This window comes from Agarivorans sp. 1_MG-2023 (assembly GCF_030548385.1).
Classification (GTDB): Bacteria; Pseudomonadota; Gammaproteobacteria; order Enterobacterales; family Celerinatantimonadaceae; genus Agarivorans.
Genome location: NZ_JAUOSJ010000004.1, coordinates 37501 through 56633, shown reverse-complemented (window position 1 = coordinate 56633; position 19133 = coordinate 37501). Strand labels below are relative to the sequence as shown.

The window sequence follows — 19133 nt, the reverse complement described above, 5'->3', positions numbered from 1 at the left end:
AACCTAAGTCGCTAAAGGAATATTATGTCACAGCAATATGACTTAAATTTACTGCGAGTGTTACTCACCTTGCTAGAAGAGCAAAGTGTATCGCGCGCGGCAGAAAAACTATTCCTCACCCAATCTGCCGTTAGCAAGCAATTAGCTAAGTTAAGACAACAACTTAACGATCCACTATTTGTTCGCCATGCCGGAGGATTAAGCCCCACGCCGCGAGTGCGTAGCCTTGAACCCAAACTGAGGCAATGGCTGCAAAGCGCCAATGACATGATTGAAGCGGAAGGCTTTGAGCCAAGCTCCAGTCAACGAAACTTTCGTTGTTGCTTGAACGAAACCTGTTTTACTACCTTACTGCCGCGCTTTTTTGGCAAGTTAATGCAACAAGCACCGGGCTTAAAACTCGATACTCACCGTTTAGACAGTTACAGTATTGATGGCTTAATTAAGGGTGAATTTGATCTTGCGATTATTGCTCGAGACAACGATGAACGCGCCCCTAGTACTTTTCAAACACGACAAATCCCCGAGCAACTGCAAACTGTAGAACTGTTTACCGAAGACCATGTATGCTTAGTTCGCAACAACCATCCAGTGCTACAAAAGCCATGGAACTTACAGCTCTATTTGGCACAAGCGCATGTAAATTGTGAATGTGAAGTGGGCGACCGTTGGTTATTACACAGTGTCTTGGCCGACCAAGGCTTACACATTGAAAACAGCACTCTTACTGCGGATTTTTTTGCAGCATCCTTGTTGTGTAAATCCAGTGATTTAGTGTTTACCTGCACCCGCAGCTTCGCCACTGAAGTGATGGATACTCACCAGCTCACCATGTTGCCCTTACCGGTAGAAATGGCGCCGTTTAGCTATTTACTGGCTTGGCCGCAACATTTGGAGCACGACCAAGCACATCGCTGGTTACGGCAATTCATTATTGAGCATTGCAGTAAAACCACCAAACCCCTTAATCCTGATTAAGTTTTAACTTCTTAGCCAAGGGTTCAATGGCTGCGCCTTGGATAAATACCGAATAGAGAACCACAAAAAACACCATGTGCATCATCTCTAAGGCGCCCTCTACTCCAGCGGCGGCGGGGATGAGGGCAAACACAATTGGAGTGGCCCCTTTTAAGCCAATGGAGGAGATAAATAAACGCTTTTTCCAAGACGCTTTGGTAAAAGGTAAGTAGCAAAGCTGCACCGCTAGCGGCCTAGCGACCAGCATGAGTAACACACTAGGGATAAGGGCTAGCCATACCACCTCAAGCAACTGCTGAGGGAAGATCTGCAAACCCAAGATAATAAACATGATGGCTTGTGCCAGCCAAGACACACTATTAAAGAAGTGTTTATTTACTTCTTTTCCTCGCTTCAAACCATTACCAATCACTACACCAGCAACATACGATGCCACCAAAATATTACCGCCTGCTAATTCACTGCCATAGGCCGCCAGAATGAAACAAGCTAATACAAATACTGGAATCAATCCGTATTCTTGCAAGCTAATTTGGCGCAGAGCAATAACACACAATTTACCCACTACATAACCAATGGCGAGGCCGCCAACAATTTGCAGTGTTAAGGTTTGGCTTATTTCTAGGGCCGATACACCGCTATCTGGCGCTAACGACAAGCCCGTAAGAATCACCACCATAATCAGTGCCACCGGGTCATTGGTGGCCGATTCAAACTCCAGCACCGTATCGGTACTTTCTTTAAGTTTGAGTTTTTTTGATTCAAGAATAGAAAACACAGCCGCTGCATCGGTAGAGGACACCACCGCAGCAAACAACAAACAATATACAAAGTCGTAGTCGCTAACTAAGTGAAAGATGATGGCAAAAATAAATGAGGTAAACAGCACGCCCAGCGTAGATAACACTCCACCTTCTTTATACGCCAGCTTAATATTGCTTATTGGAGTATTAATGCCACCAACAAACACAATAATGTTCAGCGCAAATGACCCCACCAATGAAGTCACTTGCAAGTTGTCGTAAACAAAGTTGAATTCACCGTTACCAATCGACAACCCCACCCCCATAAAAATCAGCAACGAGGGAATACCCAAAGTACGCGAGGGGTGGTGTAATAAAATGCCTACGGCAATCAAGCCGGCTAGGCCAAGTAAAACCAACTGGTAGGGCATGGCAACTCCAAAAATTTTGCACTATTTTAGCATAGCTAAGACTTTGAATTAGTACTGCAAATACACTTTAACAACGCAATGAGACACAACACTTAGTTGGGTCTGCTATGGTTTATTTTATTACTTAGTTTATAACCATGGAGTCATCATGCAGGGTTTAAAATTTTTAGCTTTTTCCAGCCTATTTTTATCAATCAGTGCCCATGCCCACGATTCAACCTTAACACTGCGAATCATTGAAACCACCGACATTCACGCCAATGTGATGGATTTTGATTATTACAAAGACAAACCCTCGGCAAAAATTGGCTTAGTTCGCACAGCTAGCTTAGTGAAACAAGCGCAAGCAGAAGTCGCCAACAGTGTATTGGTGGATAATGGCGATTTAATACAAGGTAGCCCTATGGGTGACTACATTGCCAATAGGGGCTTGAATAAGCAGCAAGTTCATCCAGTTTACAAGGCCATGAATACCTTAAATTATGAGGTGGGTAATATCGGCAATCATGAGTTTAACTATGGCTTAGCCTTTTTAGATAAAGCCTTGAGTGGCGCCGCTTTCCCCTATATTAACGCCAATGTTATTCGAAGTGACAACCAGCAAAATTACTTCTCTCCTTACTTGATTAAAAGCTATAGCTTTAACGATAAGGCTGGCCAAGCCCAAACTCTGAAGATTGGTTACATCGGCTTTGTACCGCCGCAAATTATGATTTGGGACAAAGCCAACTTAGAAGGAAAAGTCAGCGCTCAAGACATTAAGCAAAGTGCCGAATTTTGGGTGCCAAAAATGAAAGCAGAGGGAGCCGATATTATTGTCGCGATCCCTCACTCAGGTTTATCTACCGACCCTTATAAACTGATGGCAGAAAACTCGGTCTATTATCTTTCTGAAGTCCCCAATATAGACGCGATTGCCTTCGGCCATGCCCACAGCGTATTTCCAGGTAAAGGCTTTGATAACTTACCAGGAGTAGACAACCAACTTGGCACTATTAATGGAGTGGCTGCGGTAATGCCTGGTCGCTGGGGCAGCCATGTGGGTATTATCGACTTAGAGTTAACACACACCGAAAGCGGTTGGAAAGTTAGCAAAAGCCAATCTATCAATCGGCCTATTTTTGATAACAGCAGCCAGCAAGCCCTCGCGAAACCAGACCCTAAAATTGTTGCCGCGGTGGCGTCCGATCATCAAGCCACTCGTGATTATGTTAATCAACCTTTGGGCAAGTCGAGTGATTTGATGTACAGCTTCTTGGCCTTAGTGCAAGACGACCCAACCATTCAAATTGTTAACCTAGCACAAGCCGATTACGTGCAAACATTGATTCAAGGTGACCCAGACTTAGCCGACTTAGCGGTGTTATCTGCTGCGGCGCCATTTAAAGCCGGCGGGCGAAAAAACGACCCAAGTAATTACACTGAGGTGGAAGCCGGCGAGCTTACCGTTAGAAATGCCGCCGACTTATATCTTTACCCTAATACTCTGGTGGTACTTAAAGTAAGCGGAGCAGAGGTTAAAGACTGGCTTGAATGTTCAGCCGGACAATTTAATCAAATAGACCCAATGCAAGCCACCCCGCAAGCCTTAATTAACTGGGACCAGTTTAGAACCTATAACTTTGATGTGATTGATGGAGTCAATTACCAAATTGATGTGAGCCAGCCAGCGCGCTTTGACGCCTATTGCAAACCGGCTAATCCTCAGTCTGAGCGGATTAAACAACTCACTTATCAAGGCAAAGCGATAGACCCTTCACAGCAGTTTTTAATTGCCACTAACAACTACCGCGCCTATAGCGGAGGCTTTGCAGGCACCGGCGAAGATAAAGTAGTGATTCAAGCCCCCGATGAAAACCGCACCGTATTGGCCAATTACATTAGTCGTGTGAGCAAAAGCCAAGGGGAAATAAACCCTACTGCGGATAACAACTGGACATTTGCGCCCTTGCAGTCCAAAAGCAAAGCCAAAATAAACATCTTTTTCGAAACGTCGCCCAGCGACAAAGCCGCCAAATTTATCGCGGATAACGCTATTTATCCAATGCAGAAAGTCGGCTTAGATGATAGCGGATTTGCCCTCTATCAAATCGATTTACCAAGCCATCCTTAATCAAGGTTGCGGCCAGCAGCTTAACCCGCTAGGCCGCGGTTTTACCTTACTATGCCAACAGTTTTAGATATCGCTCACTGCGCGGCATCTAAAACTGAACTTTTTTGCTTGTTCATCAACAATATCCAAGGAAAATAGAGCGCAAAATTCAAAAGTATGCGATTGTATCCGCAGACGCATTCACGGAGGATCAGAATGGCGAATCTGTCGTTTAAATTTAAACTACTTATCAGTATCACTGTATTATTTATTGTTGTGTTAACCAGCATGTTGATGTTTGGCGGAGCCTCGCTCAGTGCCGAACAAGCGGCAGCCGCTAGCCAGCTAAGTGCTGCAGAATTGCAGACACTATTTGCCCAAACGGCAGCTGACGCAAAAGGCAAAATGATCATGATTTCTGCGGTTGTGGGAATCATCGCGCTATTTATTGTATCTCGTATCGTGCAGGGCTTTTTGGAGCCACTCAACGCCATAACGCGTCGCATTGGCTACCTTGCCGGCAAAGATGGCGATTTAACCTTAAAGTTAGATATTCAAAGCCACCAAGAACTGCTTGAAATGTCTACGCAGTTTAATGCTTTCACTGAAAAGCTACGCCTGATGATTACCCAACTGCAACAGCAATCTGGCCAACTCACTGAAGGCTCAAAAACTCTCGCTAAAAATGCAGAATCTGCCGGAGAAGCTAGCCGTTTACAACGCAACGATACCGACAACGTAGCCGCTGCCGTAAACGAAATGTCTTCTACGGCTAGCGACGTTGCCGGCCTTGCTCAAGGCACTGCCAATAACGCCCAACAAGCTGAACAACAGCTCAGTAAAACTCAGCAAGAGTTTCAAAATTCGGTTGAGCAAATTCGCGGTGTATCCACCAGCATGGAAGGCATTAGCGAACGTATCACTAAAGTGGCTGGGCGCAGCCAAGATATTAATAGCATTCTAGAAACCATTCGCGGCATTGCCGAGCAAACCAACTTATTAGCACTGAATGCAGCGATTGAAGCAGCACGAGCTGGTGAACAAGGGCGTGGTTTTGCGGTTGTTGCTGATGAAGTGAGAAACCTAGCAGGTAGAACACAAAGCTCAACTGAAGAGATTAATCAGCTCATTCAAGCGCTACAAAGCGACGTGAACGCAACGGTTGATTTAATTGCCACTAGCCGTGAGCAAGTGAACACCACCGCTGTAGATACTGAAGCCAGCTACGAGCAGCTACACACTGTAGTCGCAAGTATTACTGCGATTAACGATAATGCCGTTCAAGTAGCAACAGCAGCCGAACAACAAAGCCAAGTGAGCGAAGAAATTAATCGCAATATAACCGGCATTGGCGAAGCGGCTGGCGTGCAGAACTCATTAGCGCATGACATAGAAACCATCAGTACTGAATTGTCGCAAGTGGCTAAGTTAATTGATAGTCAGCTTTCCACACTAAAAGCGTAAACCTAGTTCTAGATGATAAAAGGCTGCCATTGGCAGCCTTTTTTGTTTCAGCATCGCTTAATCTTGATTCTTTATCACAATGGTATTGGCCATACGATCGCCTAAACGGCGTTTTCCTTGAAACAAAATAAAAATCGCGTCAATCCAGCCAATAAATGGACTCAAAATATTCCGACCAAAAGACTGAAAGTAGCTACAATATGCGCCGCTGTCCTTATCAATGACAGTGATCCTTAAAAACCTTTTGGCAATACTTTGGCCTTTAGGCAAACCATCAGATAACAAAAAATAGCTCGCAGCAGCGAATAGCGCTATCCAGCTAGCACTCTCGGTATCGTTAACCATATAGTGGCCTAACTTTAAACAAACTAAATACAGCAAAACACTGATCAAGCCATCAATTACCTGCCCGACATATCTACGCCCAACAGACGCTAATTTTGTTGAGCTTAAATGTTGAGACTTAGCCGCTAAAGAGTTTCCATTGGTATCTGCGTCATCTATCTCAGATAAGCTCGGTTCAATTCTACTCATTGTTATTCCATTAACTAATACACTATTGATATTTATACCACTTATAAGCGTTATCTTCACTTAACATCCCGCTAGTACAAGCTTTTTCCAATCCAGCCAATACCTCTTATCTCAGCGCTCTTTTACCCAACGAACTGTAACGATTTGCTATGGCGCACAAAATACCCACAAACGCTGGTCTATCCTTACAGTGAAGACGTCTAAATAAGACGCCAAAGAACTGAAAAGAGGAACCAACATGACCATGACTCTGCAGTTTTTAGGTGCCACCGAAGAAGTCACCGGCTCTTGTCACTTACTCACGCTAGATCAACACCAAATATTATTAGATTGTGGGCTTATTCAAGGCAGCAAAGCCGATGCTATGCGCAATTATCAAGACTTCCCCTTTGATCCCAGTAGCATCGACGCGGTCATTCTTAGCCATGCCCATATCGATCACTCAGGGCGCATTCCCCAATTAGTCAAAGCGGGTTTCACCGGCCCTATATACACCCATAAAGCCTCGGCAGAACTTTGCGAAATCATGCTTAAAGATACTGCAATGCTGCAAGCCCGAGATACTCAAAGGCTTAACAAAAAGCGTATTCGCAATAACCTACCCGAACTTGAAGCCTTGTTTGATGACCAAGATGTTGCACAAACCGTAAAACAATTTGTGCCGCTAAATTATGGCCAAAAGGTAGCGCTGTTTCCGCAACTCAGTCTGCAACTTTCTGATGCTGGGCATATTCTAGGGTCGGCGATTGTCGAGTTATGGCTGAGTGAAATAGGCACTCGCAAAAAACTGGTATTTAGCGGTGACTTAGGCCGAGAAGGCATGCCTATTTTGAATGACCCAGTAGCCATTGAGCAAGCCGACTTGGTGCTAATGGAAAGCACTTACGGCAATCGCTTCCACCGCTCGTGGGACGATACCATTAGTGAATTGGAGCAGATATTTTCCGCCGCTATTAGTGGCAGCCAAGGCAATATACTATTGCCCGCCTTCTCGGTAGGGCGCGCCCAAGAACTACTGTATTTATTCCACCTTTATGCCAAACAATGGGACTTATCACGCTGGAAGATTTGCTTAGACAGCCCCATGGCGATTGAAGCAACCAAAGTGTATATCAACAATTATCCGGTGATGGATGATGACTTCAAACGCTTTACTCGTCAGCACCCTGGCGAACATCCACTGTTATCCAATGTAGAATTCATTCAAAGTACTGAGCAATCAATGGAGCTAAACGAGGTAAGTAAAGGCTTAATCATTATTGCAGGTAGTGGCATGTGTAACGGCGGTCGGATCCGCTGTCATTTAGAACACAATTTGTGGCGTAGCGAATGCGATGTGATTATTTGTGGCTACCAGGCAATCAGTACACCGGGGCGTATGTTAGTTGATGGCGCCGACCACCTCACCATCCGCGGTAAGCCTGTAAAAGTTGCCGCAAAACTGCATACCGTGGGCGGTTTATCGGCCCATGCCGACCAAGCCGAGTTAATGAGTTGGTACCAACAGTTTGTAGATTCTCCACCATTAATATTAGTGCACGGCGAGACCAGCGCTCAGCAAGGACTTATTGATGCAATACGGGAATCGCCTACCTGTCAGCCGCAGGCTTTAGTGGCAGCCAAACGAGGCGACAAGTTAGATTTAGGCGCTCTACCCGAGCTAGTCTGGTTGCCTTAGCCAACAAAAGTATTACCTGGTAAAAAGGTGCGTTAGCAAACAGTTATTGGCTGTTGTGAGAGGTTTAACGTTGACCTCCCCCAGCTTAAGTGATAATTAAGTCACTTTAATTTCCCATAACAATAAACGTAATTTTTCTATGAATCTCAGTACATTAGCTATTTCAATTATGAGCTTAAGCATTATTGCATGCTCAAATGTAGAGCAAGCGGCGGTAACCAAAGCAACATCAACCCCTCCTTCGCTGGTAGGCCTTTGGGGGAACTCTGATGACCATGGTCAGTCGGTATGGGGCTTCGATCAATTTAATGCCGACGGTACAACGCTAAGTTGGGGAGTGATTCCAGATACCTATGCTGACTTTAGAATTGATGGCACCTATGAGATAAGCGACACCACTGATAAAACGCTTTGCACCACCATTACTAAATCAACTATTCCGCAAATTATGCCTATTGGCAGTATTTGGTGTGATCAGATCATTTCAATAAACGAAAACGAGCTATTGTACATAGATGGTGAAGGCCAACAAAACATACTGTACCGACAAAAAGTAGGTAAGGCTTATTACTAATAAGCCTTGGGCTGAACTTAAATAACATAGCCATACACCGTGGCAAAGTGGCATGCGCACCCCGCCACAACAAACAGATGCCAAATGGCGTGAGTATAGGGTTTATGCTTAGCGACATAAAACATCGCCCCCACGCTAAACAGCAAGCCTCCGGCCGCTAACAGCCACAACCCTTCCGCTGCTATATGTTGATACATAGGATACGCCAAGGCTAACGATAACCACCCCATGGATAAGTAAGTGGTAAGCGAGACTTTAGGGAAGCGAGTGCCAGTGAGTAACTTAAAGCCCACGCCAAAAGCCGCTAAGGTCCATATCACTATCATCGAAATAAGCGACAACAAACCGTCAAACGACACCAGTAAAATTGGCGTATAGGTACCCGCTATCAGTAAGTAAATAGCCGAATGGTCAAACAGTTTTAAGCCGGCTTTCCAAGAGTGTTGAACCACAGCGTGATACAAAGATGAGGCCAGAAATAACAGTATCAGTGAGCCACCATAAATACTCACCGCGGTTAATTCCAGAGCGCCATCCGCTTTAGCAACTAACATCACTAAACCCACAATCGCTATCAGTAAGGCCAATACATGAGAGATCACATTGAGTTGTTCTTCTCTAGCGCTATAGCTAGTAGCCAGCATTTAATTACCCAAACTATTATCGACTTTTTATCACCATAATATTTCAGCGTACACATGTACACTGAAATATTGTGACCATTTTCTTTCACTAGGATAAAGCGGCCAATAAGCACCACTAAACAAAGATTTAAAAGCAAAGCTAAACCAATGAAAGTAAATTAATTAATCAATCTTTATTGTTTAAATCGCTATCCCGATAGCTGCTTTAAACGCCTAAAAAAACATTCTGTTTAAAGCCGTGGCAACAAATTCACTCAGCTTGCCTATACTCAAACTGCACAAAAGTGATAATTATTCACCCTGTTAAGGCGAAGAGATGAAGCAACAGTTACCCCTAGAATTAGCGCAATCTTTGGCACTAAGCAAGGACGTTAGCCAGCTGCAATTTCACCAGCTACTGCAAAACATAAGTGACGACCCGCAGCTCAAACAGTTTGCCCCAGATGGTATTTGCCAAATTGATCCACGCAATGGCAACTTAGTAATCTACAATTCGGCCCGGGCAAAACGGGTGCACACCACCGCTAAACCTAGCCACCATCAAAACGATACACAGTGCCCAATTTGTGAGGGGAAAAGCGCCGATATATTAGATATTGCCGAACACAGCGAAGGTTTTACTTTCATCAATAAAAACCTCTACCCCATCTTCCACCCTATTCAAGATATTCCTCAGGAAGAAGCCGACTACTTTCTGCATCAAGATCCAGAGCACCAAGGTCGCGCGTCTTACGGCTTTCACTTGCTGCAATGGACCTCATCTTTACACGATAAAGATTGGCAAAACTTGCCTTATGCCGACGCCCTTATCAGTTTTGAACGCTTGGCAGTATTAGAGAAAAATTTGCTTTGCCAACCTACCGACTTTATGGCGCGTTCAGAAACTCAGCTTAACCAAGAAGTGGTGAGCGGCTATGTGTCGATCATTAAAAACTATGGGGCGAGCGCTGGCGCGTCTTTGGTGCATGGGCATCAGCAGATCGCTTACAGTAATATTTTACCGCAGCACTTTTTCAACAATTTGCGTTTTAGAAAACGCCATAACAAATCCTTTAGCCAATACATGATTGAAGAAAACCCGCCAGAATTGCTGATCAAAGATTACGGCGAGTGGCAATTACTGGTGCCTTATTTTATGAAACGCCCGTTGGATATGTTGCTCATTTTGAAAGACGCCGACAAACGCTATTTACATCAGTTAAATCAAGATGAACAGCAGCAGGTGGTGTTGGGGTTACAGCAAGCCATTCAAGCGATTTTGGCTTTAATGGAGCAAATGAACATATTGCCTGCTTACAACATGATCATTAACAATGGGCCAGGCTGTGGCTTATATGTGGAATTTTTGCCTAAAACTCAAATGATGGGGGGCTATGAGCAAATTGGCTTATTTGTTTGCCAAGATAATGCAGCTCACTCCGCCGAACGACTCCGTGAGTATATAAATGCGGCAGACTAAGCAGGGCAACTTCACTTATTCACGCCTAAATAAACGGGCAAACAACAAACAAGAAAGACAAGTAAAAATAAATTAAATCAATCATCTATAAATAATTCAAATAGAATCGTTAAGTTACGAACTACCGCATTGTTAGTGTAATAATCTTCCCGCAAAATCTGCACAAATGGGCAACTTATAGCCCATTCATTTTGTATTAAATAGACCAATTGCAGTAGCGAGAACAGTATGGAAATATCTCACCCAACCACCATTAGAGTGGGCAAAAATGACTATGACTTCGATATTATTTCAATAACAAAAACCTATGGTGGTTCTAAACACTTTAGTGATGGTATCAACATATATCTAGAAGATAACAATGGCAAAGTGGAAACAATGGGCGTTGATTTTAAGCCTGATATTCCGCCAACCACTCAGCATATTTCAACCCTATGGGGCGAAGACAAAAAAACTAAAAAAACGTTTCGTTTTGGCTACTACCTGCATTCCAATGACTTCTTGGGTTATACCTCTCAAGCTAATCTATTAAACGCTGCCAAGCGCATCATTCCACTACAAGGCTTTGCCGCAAAGCTAGAGAAGTGGAGCCCGTTAATCACTGGCTTTTTGGCACTTCTGTTTGCTTGGAACGCCTTTTGGACGGGGGCTGGCGTTAGCCACCACGGGATAATGTCCTTCTTTACAACAATGCCTTATGTATTGATTGATACGCCGCAATTAATTGCTAACTTTTCTGATGCCGCGCGCTACAACAATGTTAGCTATGGCTGGGCATTCATGGGGGCTATTGCGGGTTTTGTGCTCAGCAAATTATTCATTGGTATTCCGCTTGGTCGGCTGCGCAACAAGATGCGCTTAGCCTTTGCTGGCTCGCTAAAACAAGAACTTATCAAAGCTTTTGAAAATACTAAGCAAGCAGCACCTGCAGCTCCGATTTCTGGCAAGCCTAGTTCAGATGCAACCACCGATGCCGACGGCTACCAAACTCTTATTTAATCCAAGATATCGTTTAAGGAAACAACATGTCTTTTGAACATGGTTCTCTCAATTTAGGGATCCGCAATCCCTTTCGCTTTGAAGGTACCTTGCGTGCCATTCGCGGTGGCATAACCGCACTTCTTGGTTTACTCGCACTACTAAACGTAGCGAGTGCAGTGCAAACCCACCCTATTACTGGCTGGACTTACGCACTGATTGGCTTTTTATTAATGGCTAATGGCTTATGGACCCTAGGCCGCGGCTTAATGCAGGTTATGCGCTTTTACGTTGGACGCTCAGCGCCTACTTCGCTGTCGTTTAACCATGCTAAGTCTGAGCAAGATAGTGCCAGCCGAGAAAAGAGAGATGTGGCCTACGACCAGCAACAAATAGAATCTATGTTGGTTGGCAGCAAAAACTACACCTTTAAAGAGCCGGTTGGCTTAGTGGCGCGCTTACTGCACACCTTGTTCCCTAAAATTACTTTTGTGCCTTACCCAATTCAAAACCTAGCACAGCGAATTACCGGCGCATTAACGCAAACCTTGGTGGCCTTGTTTATTTTCGCCATCTTAAGCTTTGTGACTTCGGTAGGTTTAGCTGGCGGCAATGCAACCCTGTTGATGCCGTTTTTTGCCTTCACTTTATTGTGCTACATCGCTTTAGTGTGGTTTAGAGCTGGTAGGCCGCTTAACCGCCAACTTGGCCGAGGCATTGAAACCGTCAGCGCATTGGGTTTTGTAAAAATGGTGGTGATCTGTAGCTTAGTCCCGGTCATTGTAAACAGCCTGCTTAACAAGGTATTTGAATACCAAGAAACCATGAAAGCCGCAATTATCGACAGCTTACGTGGGGTAGAAATAGCGCCTGACCTATTGAGCAATGCCGAAACAGAAGTCGCCAACATGGTTAACCTTGCCTATAACAGCTATAGCAACTCAACCTGGTTAGGTTTGATCTTTGTCTTCTCCATCATCAGCTGCGCGCTGGTTCTTGGCCTGACCGCGTTGCGTGCCAGAGAAGCCAATCCAAGCACCGAAATTACCGACAAACTGCCTCGCACCAGTGAAGTAGGTGCGCGACCAATGGACATTTTCAACGAGTTCACTCACCAAGTGATGGAACGTCGCCGCTACATGAAAGTGCCCAACCGTGTATATAAGCCTTTAAGTGCTCGTCAAAACCCAAACAATGGTGAATTTGACGGAGAAGTGATTCAGGAAACCCAGCCTAAAACACTGGATAAAAATGATGAGCCCGTCGCTAAAAAGCTGCGCATTATTACCACCAGTATCGCTCAAGCATTATTGCTGCTAGCCACCTTGTTAGTGTTTTACAGCCTAACGCCTGTAACAACCTTTACCGATTACTTTGATGGCATTGATTTCGATGCCTTAAGCAATGAACAAGGTAAAGAGTTTGCTCTTATCAGTATTGAGAGCTTTTTCTCAGTATTAGGAGTATTAGCAGCCGCTGCCGTATGTGGTATTTTTGGCCGCTTACTAAGCAACCTAAGTCACCCCTTCTGGAGTGAGATTCAGTTTGAATCAAGCTTGGTTTACTTCAAGTGTAAGGGCACGGTTAAAGAAGATACCCGTACCTTTGGTAAAGGCTATAACGACAGCACCAGCCTAGAAACCAGCGTATTCACCTCTACTATTCAGCCACGTTTGTTTGTTACTCGTGTCATCAGCTCTACCTTTGCCGGTATTGGTAACACCAATCTAATGTTCCCACGCCACATTATGACCATGCATGGCGACGAGAACTTAGCCGACGAGTTACATCACGAACTAATGCACAGCATTACTGGCCGAGCAGGTACAGCCGCCATGAATGATGAGCAGCGTAAAGTTGTGGATGAGTACAACAGCTCAAACCTAGAGATGAAAGCAGAATCAGCACCAGAGCGTTTAGCTAATCGCAGCAGCGAATTAAGCTTAGACGCGACCAAAGCACAAGCGGCTTTAGCGCAAAAAAACGATACTGAAGATGAGTTAGCCGCCGAGGCCGATACTCACTAAGTCACTTAAGCCAGCAGCCTTTTCGGGCTGCTGGCTTACTTTTTACTTCGCTCCCCCCTAAACCAGTAATCCCCATAGGCATCATCTAAGGCTTGAGTTCGCTGGCATACTTCAGGCAAACTCTAAATAAGTCTTATTTAACTACAGAGTTGCTTTCCTTTGTCTCAGCCTAGCAATCAATTACAAACTCAATTTGAACGGCTAAAACGTAACAAGCTGTTTGAGCTATTTGTTATCTCGGTGATCTTGGTATCTGCTCTACTGATTGGTGCCAAAACCTACCCACTGCCACCTCAAGTAGTTACCGCAACGGTGATTCTCGACTACCTCATCACCTTGTTTTTCCTGATTGAGCTTACTATTCGCTTTATCGCCGAGCCCCACAAAAAGCGCTTCTTTAATAACTTCTGGAATGTGTTTGATACGCTGATTGTATTGGTGAGCCTCGTCCCGATAGAAAACTCCGAACTGGCGGTTATTGGCCGCCTCATTCGTGTATTCAGAGTGCTGCGCATGGTGTCGATTATTCCCGAGTTGCGCATTCTGCTTACGTCTTTGGTTAAAGCATTACCGCAACTAGGTTATGTAATGCTACTAATGTTTATCATCTTCTATATTTATGCCGCCATTGGTAGCACCTTGTTTGAGCAAATAAACCCTAATCTTTGGGGCGATATCGCCATCTCAATGCTTACGCTGTTTAGGGTAATGACCTTTGAAGATTGGACCGACGTAATGTACGAGACCATGGCGGTGTACCCCTTAAGCTGGAGTTACTTCTTAAGCTTTATCTTCCTCTCCGCTTTTGCCTTTCTCAACATGGTAATTGGCATTGTGGTGAATGTAATGGAGCAAGAACACGCTAAAGTGAGAGAAGAAAACAGTGTGGCAGAGGGCACCAACGAGCCTTCGTTACGCGAGTTACAGCAAGAATTAAAAGAGATAAAAGCCTTGCTTAAACAGCGCTCTTAAGACTCAGCCTAGCAACACAAAAAAGCCCGCTTAAACTCAGTGTTTAAACGGGCTTTTCTTATCCAGCTTAGCGCCTTAGTTTAGCTATACGTACTTCCTCACCGCACGCTATAAGACTCTAATACTACTAGTCTTGTTCGCTTTCTGCTGAGTTTTTCTTGACCAATTTTTCAAGGTTAAGCGCCATAGATAACACCAAGGTTAAACCTTCTTTAAATAGCGACAGGCCAATAGGAGCAAAATAACCGGCAAACAAGGTAGAAAAAGCTGCACCAATTTGCGCTTCACGGTAGTAGCCATCGCTAAACATGCCACCAATGAAGGTGAACAAGAAGGCGATAATCGTTAATAACCAACTTAAGAAGATTACGCCATCCCAACCGTTTTTAAACCAGTTAAGCACAGGAAATTCGGTGTCATCAGCTTCATTGCTCGATTCGTTAGAACGAAGCTCAGACAAGCGTTTTAGTGCGCCAATCCAAATCTGAAAAGGAATAGTAAAAACACGCACAATACAAAGTAGAAAAGCCTGGAAAAGCGCAGGTAGAAAATTCTTTTTAACAATATCCATGTTGAAACTCTTTGATTATCTTTCAATTCATTAATGAGTAATGAGGAGCGCGCCTACTTTAACAATTAAAGCCCTAAAGCATTCGCAAAATTAACTCATAAATTCCTTAAAAAACATAAAATTACCTAACAATCCATCAACTAATAACACTATGAAAATGTAACAAATCAGCTTTAGTTATCTTGGTGATAAACAATAAAAAAGCCGCTCTAGTGAGCGGCTGTAGCATTATTAAAGTTTAAAATTTGGACCTATGTTGATAAGCAAATCCACATAACATGACGATAAATAAAGCTACACTTGCCGGTTCAGGGACACTTACAATATCACGAACCAACCAAGTACCTTGATCATGCCTGCCGAAAGAAGTAGTCCGACCATTGGTCTCCCAGACATCTATCAGGTCATCAAATCCATCGCTGAGAGATGTAACATACTGTCCATCGAATACATGTGTCGACGAAAGCTCGTTAGAACCAAAATCTCTATAAGTGTCTATCAGACCAAATGAAAAACCGATGTTATCTAGGAAGGTATTCCTATCTTCGTCGGGGTAAAAACCATAGCGATCAAAAGTTCCTTCATGATGCGTATCACCGAATAGAAGTATAAATTCTTCTACTATTTCTACATTTTCGTTAAACGAGTAGGTTGTATGACCCGATATCGGAACCCCAAAAAATTCTGTAAACATGTCCGAAATATTCACTAATGAAACAGTTTTCCAACCCGAAAGCTCACTAGATGATAAGTCTCTTAAGTCTAAAAATGCTCCCACATTAATAATGAACCCATCAGGAAATGATAATTGCTCGTGATTCCCTAGCTGACCATCAGCGAGGTCTTCGACTAATACATCATAAGCAATACCATTCGTTTTTGTTAAATCTAACCATTCACGTACCGCAACACCGTTTCTATATTCAGTTGTTATTGAACCGTTGTTTACAAAGTTACCATTAGCGCCGTAACCGTTACCTAAAATAAGAGTTGCATTAGCCGAATGTGATAGTAAAACTAAAAGCACGAACCAGCACTTATTGAACACCTTTCTTTCCTTTTATACTTAATTAATACCTTCCTTGAGGTCGCGTAGAGTATCTCAACTCTAACCTATTGACAATAAAGTGTTTAAACGCGGTACCAGATTGTGATGCAGCCAAAAATGTTTCAATAAAGCTATTGGACAAAACAAAAAAAAGCCGCTCAAGCGAGCGGCTATAACATTAACGCGAGTTAACTTTTTAAACGCTCATCCAACGTTTTACGTCGGCTTCATCTATTTCATCCTTGCTGCCTTGCAACACTACGTTGCCGCGATCTAACACGGTGTAGTGGTCGGCTAAAGCTACCGCAAAATCAAAGTACTGCTCTACCAATACAATCGCCATTTCGCCGCGATCGCGCAGTAGTGCTAATACCTTTTGAATGTCTTTAATAATTGAGGGTTGAATACCTTCGGTCGGTTCATCCAACATCAGCAACTTAGGGCGCATGATTAAAGCTCGCGCAATGGCTAACTGTTGTTGTTGGCCACCTGACAAATCACCGCCTCGGCGCGCTAGCATTTGCTTTAACACTGGAAACAAACGGAAGATTTCATCGGGAATAAAACGCTCGGATTTTGGCAATACCGAAAAACCCGTTTTAAGGTTTTCTAATACCGTAAGTTGGCCAAAAATCTCACGCCCTTGCGGCACTATTGCTATGCCTTGTTTGGCACGTTGCGCCGCCGACATTTTGCTTATGTCTTTGCCATTAAACATGATGCTGCCGGCGCTAATACTTTGCTGGCCAGCTAAGGCTTTAAGCAAGGTGGTTTTACCCACACCGTTACGCCCTAGTACACAGCTAATTTTACCGGGCTCGGCACTTAGGCCTACATTGTAAAGCGCTTGGCTTGCCCCGTAATGGCTATCAACTTGAGAAAGCTCTAGCATTGGCTTACCTCACTGCAAAGCTGGCTCAAACCACAAATCACTTGGTTATCAACCTGAGAAAGTTCTAACATTAATTCTTCTCCTAACGCCCTAAGTAAACTTCGATGACTTGCTGATTTTGCTGTACTTGCTCAAGGGTGCCTTGGGCTAATACCGAGCCTTCATGCAATACCGTTACCGGGCAATCGAGGGCTTTAACAAAATCCATATCATGCTCTACCACAACTAAAGAGTGCTTTTTAGCCAACTCCTTAAACAGTTCAGCAGTAAGGGCGGTTTCTTCGTCGGTCATACCTGCAGCTGGCTCGTCAATAAGCAATAACTGCGGCTCTTGCATAATTAACATGCCAATTTCTAACCACTGTTTTTGCCCATGAGACAACGAGCCCGCTAGCCAGTCTTGTTTATCGGCTAAACGAATCAGCGCTAAGGTGTCGTTGATTTGTTGATTATCGTTAGACGATAACTTGTGGATCAGTGATTCAAATACACCACGGCGACCCGCAAGGGCTAGTTCTAAGTTTTCAAATACGCTGAGATTTTCAATCACCGAGGGTTTTTGAAACTTACGACCGATGCCAATGTTGGCAATTTCGGCTTCATCGTGCTGTGTAAGGTCGATGTCGTTATTAAAAAATACCGTGCCTTCATCGGGGCGCAGTTTTCCAGTAATGACATCCATCATGGTGGTTTTACCGGCGCCATTAGGGCCAATAATGGCACGCATTTGTCCCGGTTCTAGAATCAATGACAAGCTGTTTAAGGCTTTAAATCCATCAAAGCTTTTGGTTACACCATCTACATACAAAATGGTGTCTTGAGGAATATGAACACTACGCATTTACTGCTCCTTCTGCCGAGTCAGTTGAATCCGTTTTAGCTGCGGTTGCCGCTTCTTCATTGGCTTTTTGCTGAGCAAGTTCCGCGTTCTTTTTAGTGGCTGCACGTTCTTGCAGCTTAGCTTTAATACTGCCATATAAACCCACCACACCTTTAGGTAACCACAGCGTGGTAATCACGAATAAGGCGCCTAAGAAGAACAGCCAAAGCTCTGGGAATGCCCCAGTAAACCAAGACTTACCAAAGTTAACTAGCAAGGCGCCAAATACCGCACCAAATAAGGTTCCACGACCACCTACCGCTACCCATACAATGCTTTCGATTGAGTTAAGCGGTGCAAATTCGCCGGGGTTAATAATGCCCACTTGCGGCACATATAAAGCGCCTGCAACACCGGCCAACATGGCCGAGACTACAAATACAAATAGCTTAAAGCGCTCTACTCGATAGCCAATAAAACGAGTACGGCTTTCGCTATCACGTACCGCAATAAGCACTCGCCCTAGTTTTGAATTAACAATCCAGCGACACAAGACATAGGCACCCGCCAAAGCTAGGGCGCTTAAGGCAAATAACACAGCGCGTGTGGTATCGGCTTGTAAGCTAAAGCCGAGAATATCTTTAAAATCAGTTAAGCCGTTGTTGCCACCAAAACCCATGTCGTTACGGAAAAACGCCAGCATTAGCGCGTAAGTAAGCGCCTGAGTAATAATCGACAGATATACCCCAGTAACACGCGAACGGAAGGCTAAGTAACCAAAGATAAAGGCCAAAATACCTGGTGCTAAAAACACCATCAGCATGGCAAAGGGGAACATATCAAACCCCATCCAATACCACGGTATTTCAGACCAATCTAGGAACACCATAAAGTCGGGTAACTCTGGGTTGGCATACACACCACGGTCGCCAATTTGGCGCATCAAATACATGCCCATGGCGTAACCACCTAAGGCAAAAAATGCCCCGTGTCCCAAACTCAAAATACCGCAATACCCCCAGACTAAATCAACCGCTATCGCTAATAAGGCATAACACAGGTATTTACCCAGTAAGGTTACCCAGTAAGAGCTTAAATGCATTGGGTTTTCTGGGCTAAGCGCCAGGCTCATAATCGGCACTAAAATCGCCGACAATAACAAAGCCAGCAACATCGCGTTGCCCACTTTATCTTTTACTAAAAATCGAACTAATAATGACTTAGGCAT

Annotated in this window: 17 protein-coding genes; 9 read left to right on the top strand and 8 right to left on the bottom strand. The window is 44.2% G+C overall.

The window, feature by feature from the left end:
- Positions 1-24 precede the first annotated feature (24 nt).
- Positions 25-978: a LysR family transcriptional regulator gene (locus tag Q4592_RS06655; protein WP_303511396.1), complete on the top strand. Its 954-nt coding sequence runs from the start codon at positions 25-27 to the stop codon at positions 976-978.
- Here the strand turns inward: Q4592_RS06655 and Q4592_RS06650 are convergent.
- On the bottom strand, positions 965-2152 hold the full coding sequence (locus tag Q4592_RS06650; RefSeq protein WP_137674128.1) for a potassium/proton antiporter: 1188 nt from the start codon (positions 2150-2152) through the stop codon (positions 965-967). The two genes, Q4592_RS06655 and Q4592_RS06650, sit on opposite strands and share 14 nt — an antisense overlap.
- Before the next feature lie 148 nt (positions 2153-2300).
- Here Q4592_RS06650 and Q4592_RS06645 point away from each other — a divergent pair, with 148 nt between their 5' ends.
- Both Q4592_RS06645 and Q4592_RS06640 read left to right on the top strand, forming a co-directional pair.
- The gene (locus tag Q4592_RS06645; RefSeq protein WP_303511390.1) at positions 2301-4265 is read left to right on the top strand and encodes a bifunctional 2',3'-cyclic-nucleotide 2'-phosphodiesterase/3'-nucleotidase; all 1965 of its coding nucleotides are present in this window, start codon (positions 2301-2303) and stop codon (positions 4263-4265) included.
- Between the two features lie 195 nt (positions 4266-4460).
- Positions 4461-5708, top strand: coding sequence for a methyl-accepting chemotaxis protein (locus Q4592_RS06640; RefSeq protein WP_303511388.1), 1248 nt, complete (start codon positions 4461-4463; stop codon positions 5706-5708).
- Between the two features lie 57 nt (positions 5709-5765).
- Here Q4592_RS06640 and Q4592_RS06635 read toward each other — a convergent pair whose 3' ends face one another.
- Complete coding sequence (locus tag Q4592_RS06635; protein ID WP_303511386.1) at positions 5766-6242, bottom strand: RDD family protein; 477 nt, start codon at positions 6240-6242, stop codon at positions 5766-5768.
- A 238-nt stretch (positions 6243-6480) separates the two neighbouring features.
- On the opposite strand from Q4592_RS06635, the gene Q4592_RS06630 reads away from it, so the two are divergent.
- Both Q4592_RS06630 and Q4592_RS06625 read left to right on the top strand, forming a co-directional pair.
- A complete protein-coding gene (locus Q4592_RS06630; protein WP_303511385.1) occupies positions 6481-7920 on the top strand; it encodes an MBL fold metallo-hydrolase RNA specificity domain-containing protein in 1440 nt (479 codons plus the stop codon).
- Positions 7921-8059: 139 nt separating this feature from the next.
- Positions 8060-8494, top strand: a complete 435-nt coding sequence (locus tag Q4592_RS06625) for a hypothetical protein (RefSeq protein ID WP_303511382.1) — start codon at positions 8060-8062, stop codon at positions 8492-8494.
- 17 nt (positions 8495-8511) lie between these two features.
- Here the strand turns inward: Q4592_RS06625 and Q4592_RS06620 are convergent, their stop codons facing one another.
- Complete coding sequence (locus Q4592_RS06620; RefSeq protein WP_303511380.1) at positions 8512-9138, bottom strand: hemolysin III family protein; 627 nt, start codon at positions 9136-9138, stop codon at positions 8512-8514.
- Between the two features lie 316 nt (positions 9139-9454).
- On the opposite strand from Q4592_RS06620, the gene Q4592_RS06615 reads away from it, so the two are divergent.
- The 4 genes from Q4592_RS06615 to Q4592_RS06600 all read left to right on the top strand — a co-directional run bounded on the left by Q4592_RS06615 (position 9455) and on the right by Q4592_RS06600 (position 14574).
- Complete coding sequence (locus Q4592_RS06615; protein ID WP_303511378.1) at positions 9455-10597, top strand: hypothetical protein; 1143 nt, start codon at positions 9455-9457, stop codon at positions 10595-10597.
- 228 nt (positions 10598-10825) lie between these two features.
- Positions 10826-11596, top strand: coding sequence for a hypothetical protein (locus Q4592_RS06610; protein ID WP_303511376.1), 771 nt, complete (start codon positions 10826-10828; stop codon positions 11594-11596).
- A gap of 26 nt (positions 11597-11622) precedes the next feature.
- The gene (locus Q4592_RS06605) at positions 11623-13602 is read left to right on the top strand and encodes a hypothetical protein (RefSeq protein ID WP_303511374.1); all 1980 of its coding nucleotides are present in this window, start codon (positions 11623-11625) and stop codon (positions 13600-13602) included.
- 159 nt (positions 13603-13761) lie between these two features.
- Positions 13762-14574, top strand: coding sequence for an ion transporter (locus Q4592_RS06600; RefSeq protein WP_303511371.1), 813 nt, complete (start codon positions 13762-13764; stop codon positions 14572-14574).
- Positions 14575-14701: 127 nt separating this feature from the next.
- Here Q4592_RS06600 and Q4592_RS06595 read toward each other — a convergent pair whose 3' ends face one another.
- From Q4592_RS06595 to urtC, 5 genes are all read right to left on the bottom strand, one after another.
- Positions 14702-15145 carry a hypothetical protein gene (locus Q4592_RS06595; protein WP_303511369.1) on the bottom strand — a complete coding sequence of 148 codons (444 nt, stop codon included), beginning with the start codon at positions 15143-15145 and terminating at the stop codon, positions 14702-14704.
- Positions 15146-15383: 238 nt separating this feature from the next.
- Positions 15384-16193, bottom strand: coding sequence for a hypothetical protein (locus tag Q4592_RS06590; protein ID WP_303511368.1), 810 nt, complete (start codon positions 16191-16193; stop codon positions 15384-15386).
- Between the two features lie 196 nt (positions 16194-16389).
- A complete protein-coding gene (urtE, locus tag Q4592_RS06585) occupies positions 16390-17085 on the bottom strand; it encodes an urea ABC transporter ATP-binding subunit UrtE (protein WP_303511367.1) in 696 nt (231 codons plus the stop codon).
- A gap of 82 nt (positions 17086-17167) precedes the next feature.
- Positions 17168-17926: an urea ABC transporter ATP-binding protein UrtD gene (gene urtD, locus Q4592_RS06580; protein ID WP_137674141.1), complete on the bottom strand. Its 759-nt coding sequence runs from the start codon at positions 17924-17926 to the stop codon at positions 17168-17170.
- A complete protein-coding gene (gene urtC / locus Q4592_RS06575; protein ID WP_303511364.1) occupies positions 17919-19133 on the bottom strand; it encodes an urea ABC transporter permease subunit UrtC in 1215 nt (404 codons plus the stop codon). The genes urtD and urtC overlap by 8 nt, the downstream gene beginning before the upstream one ends.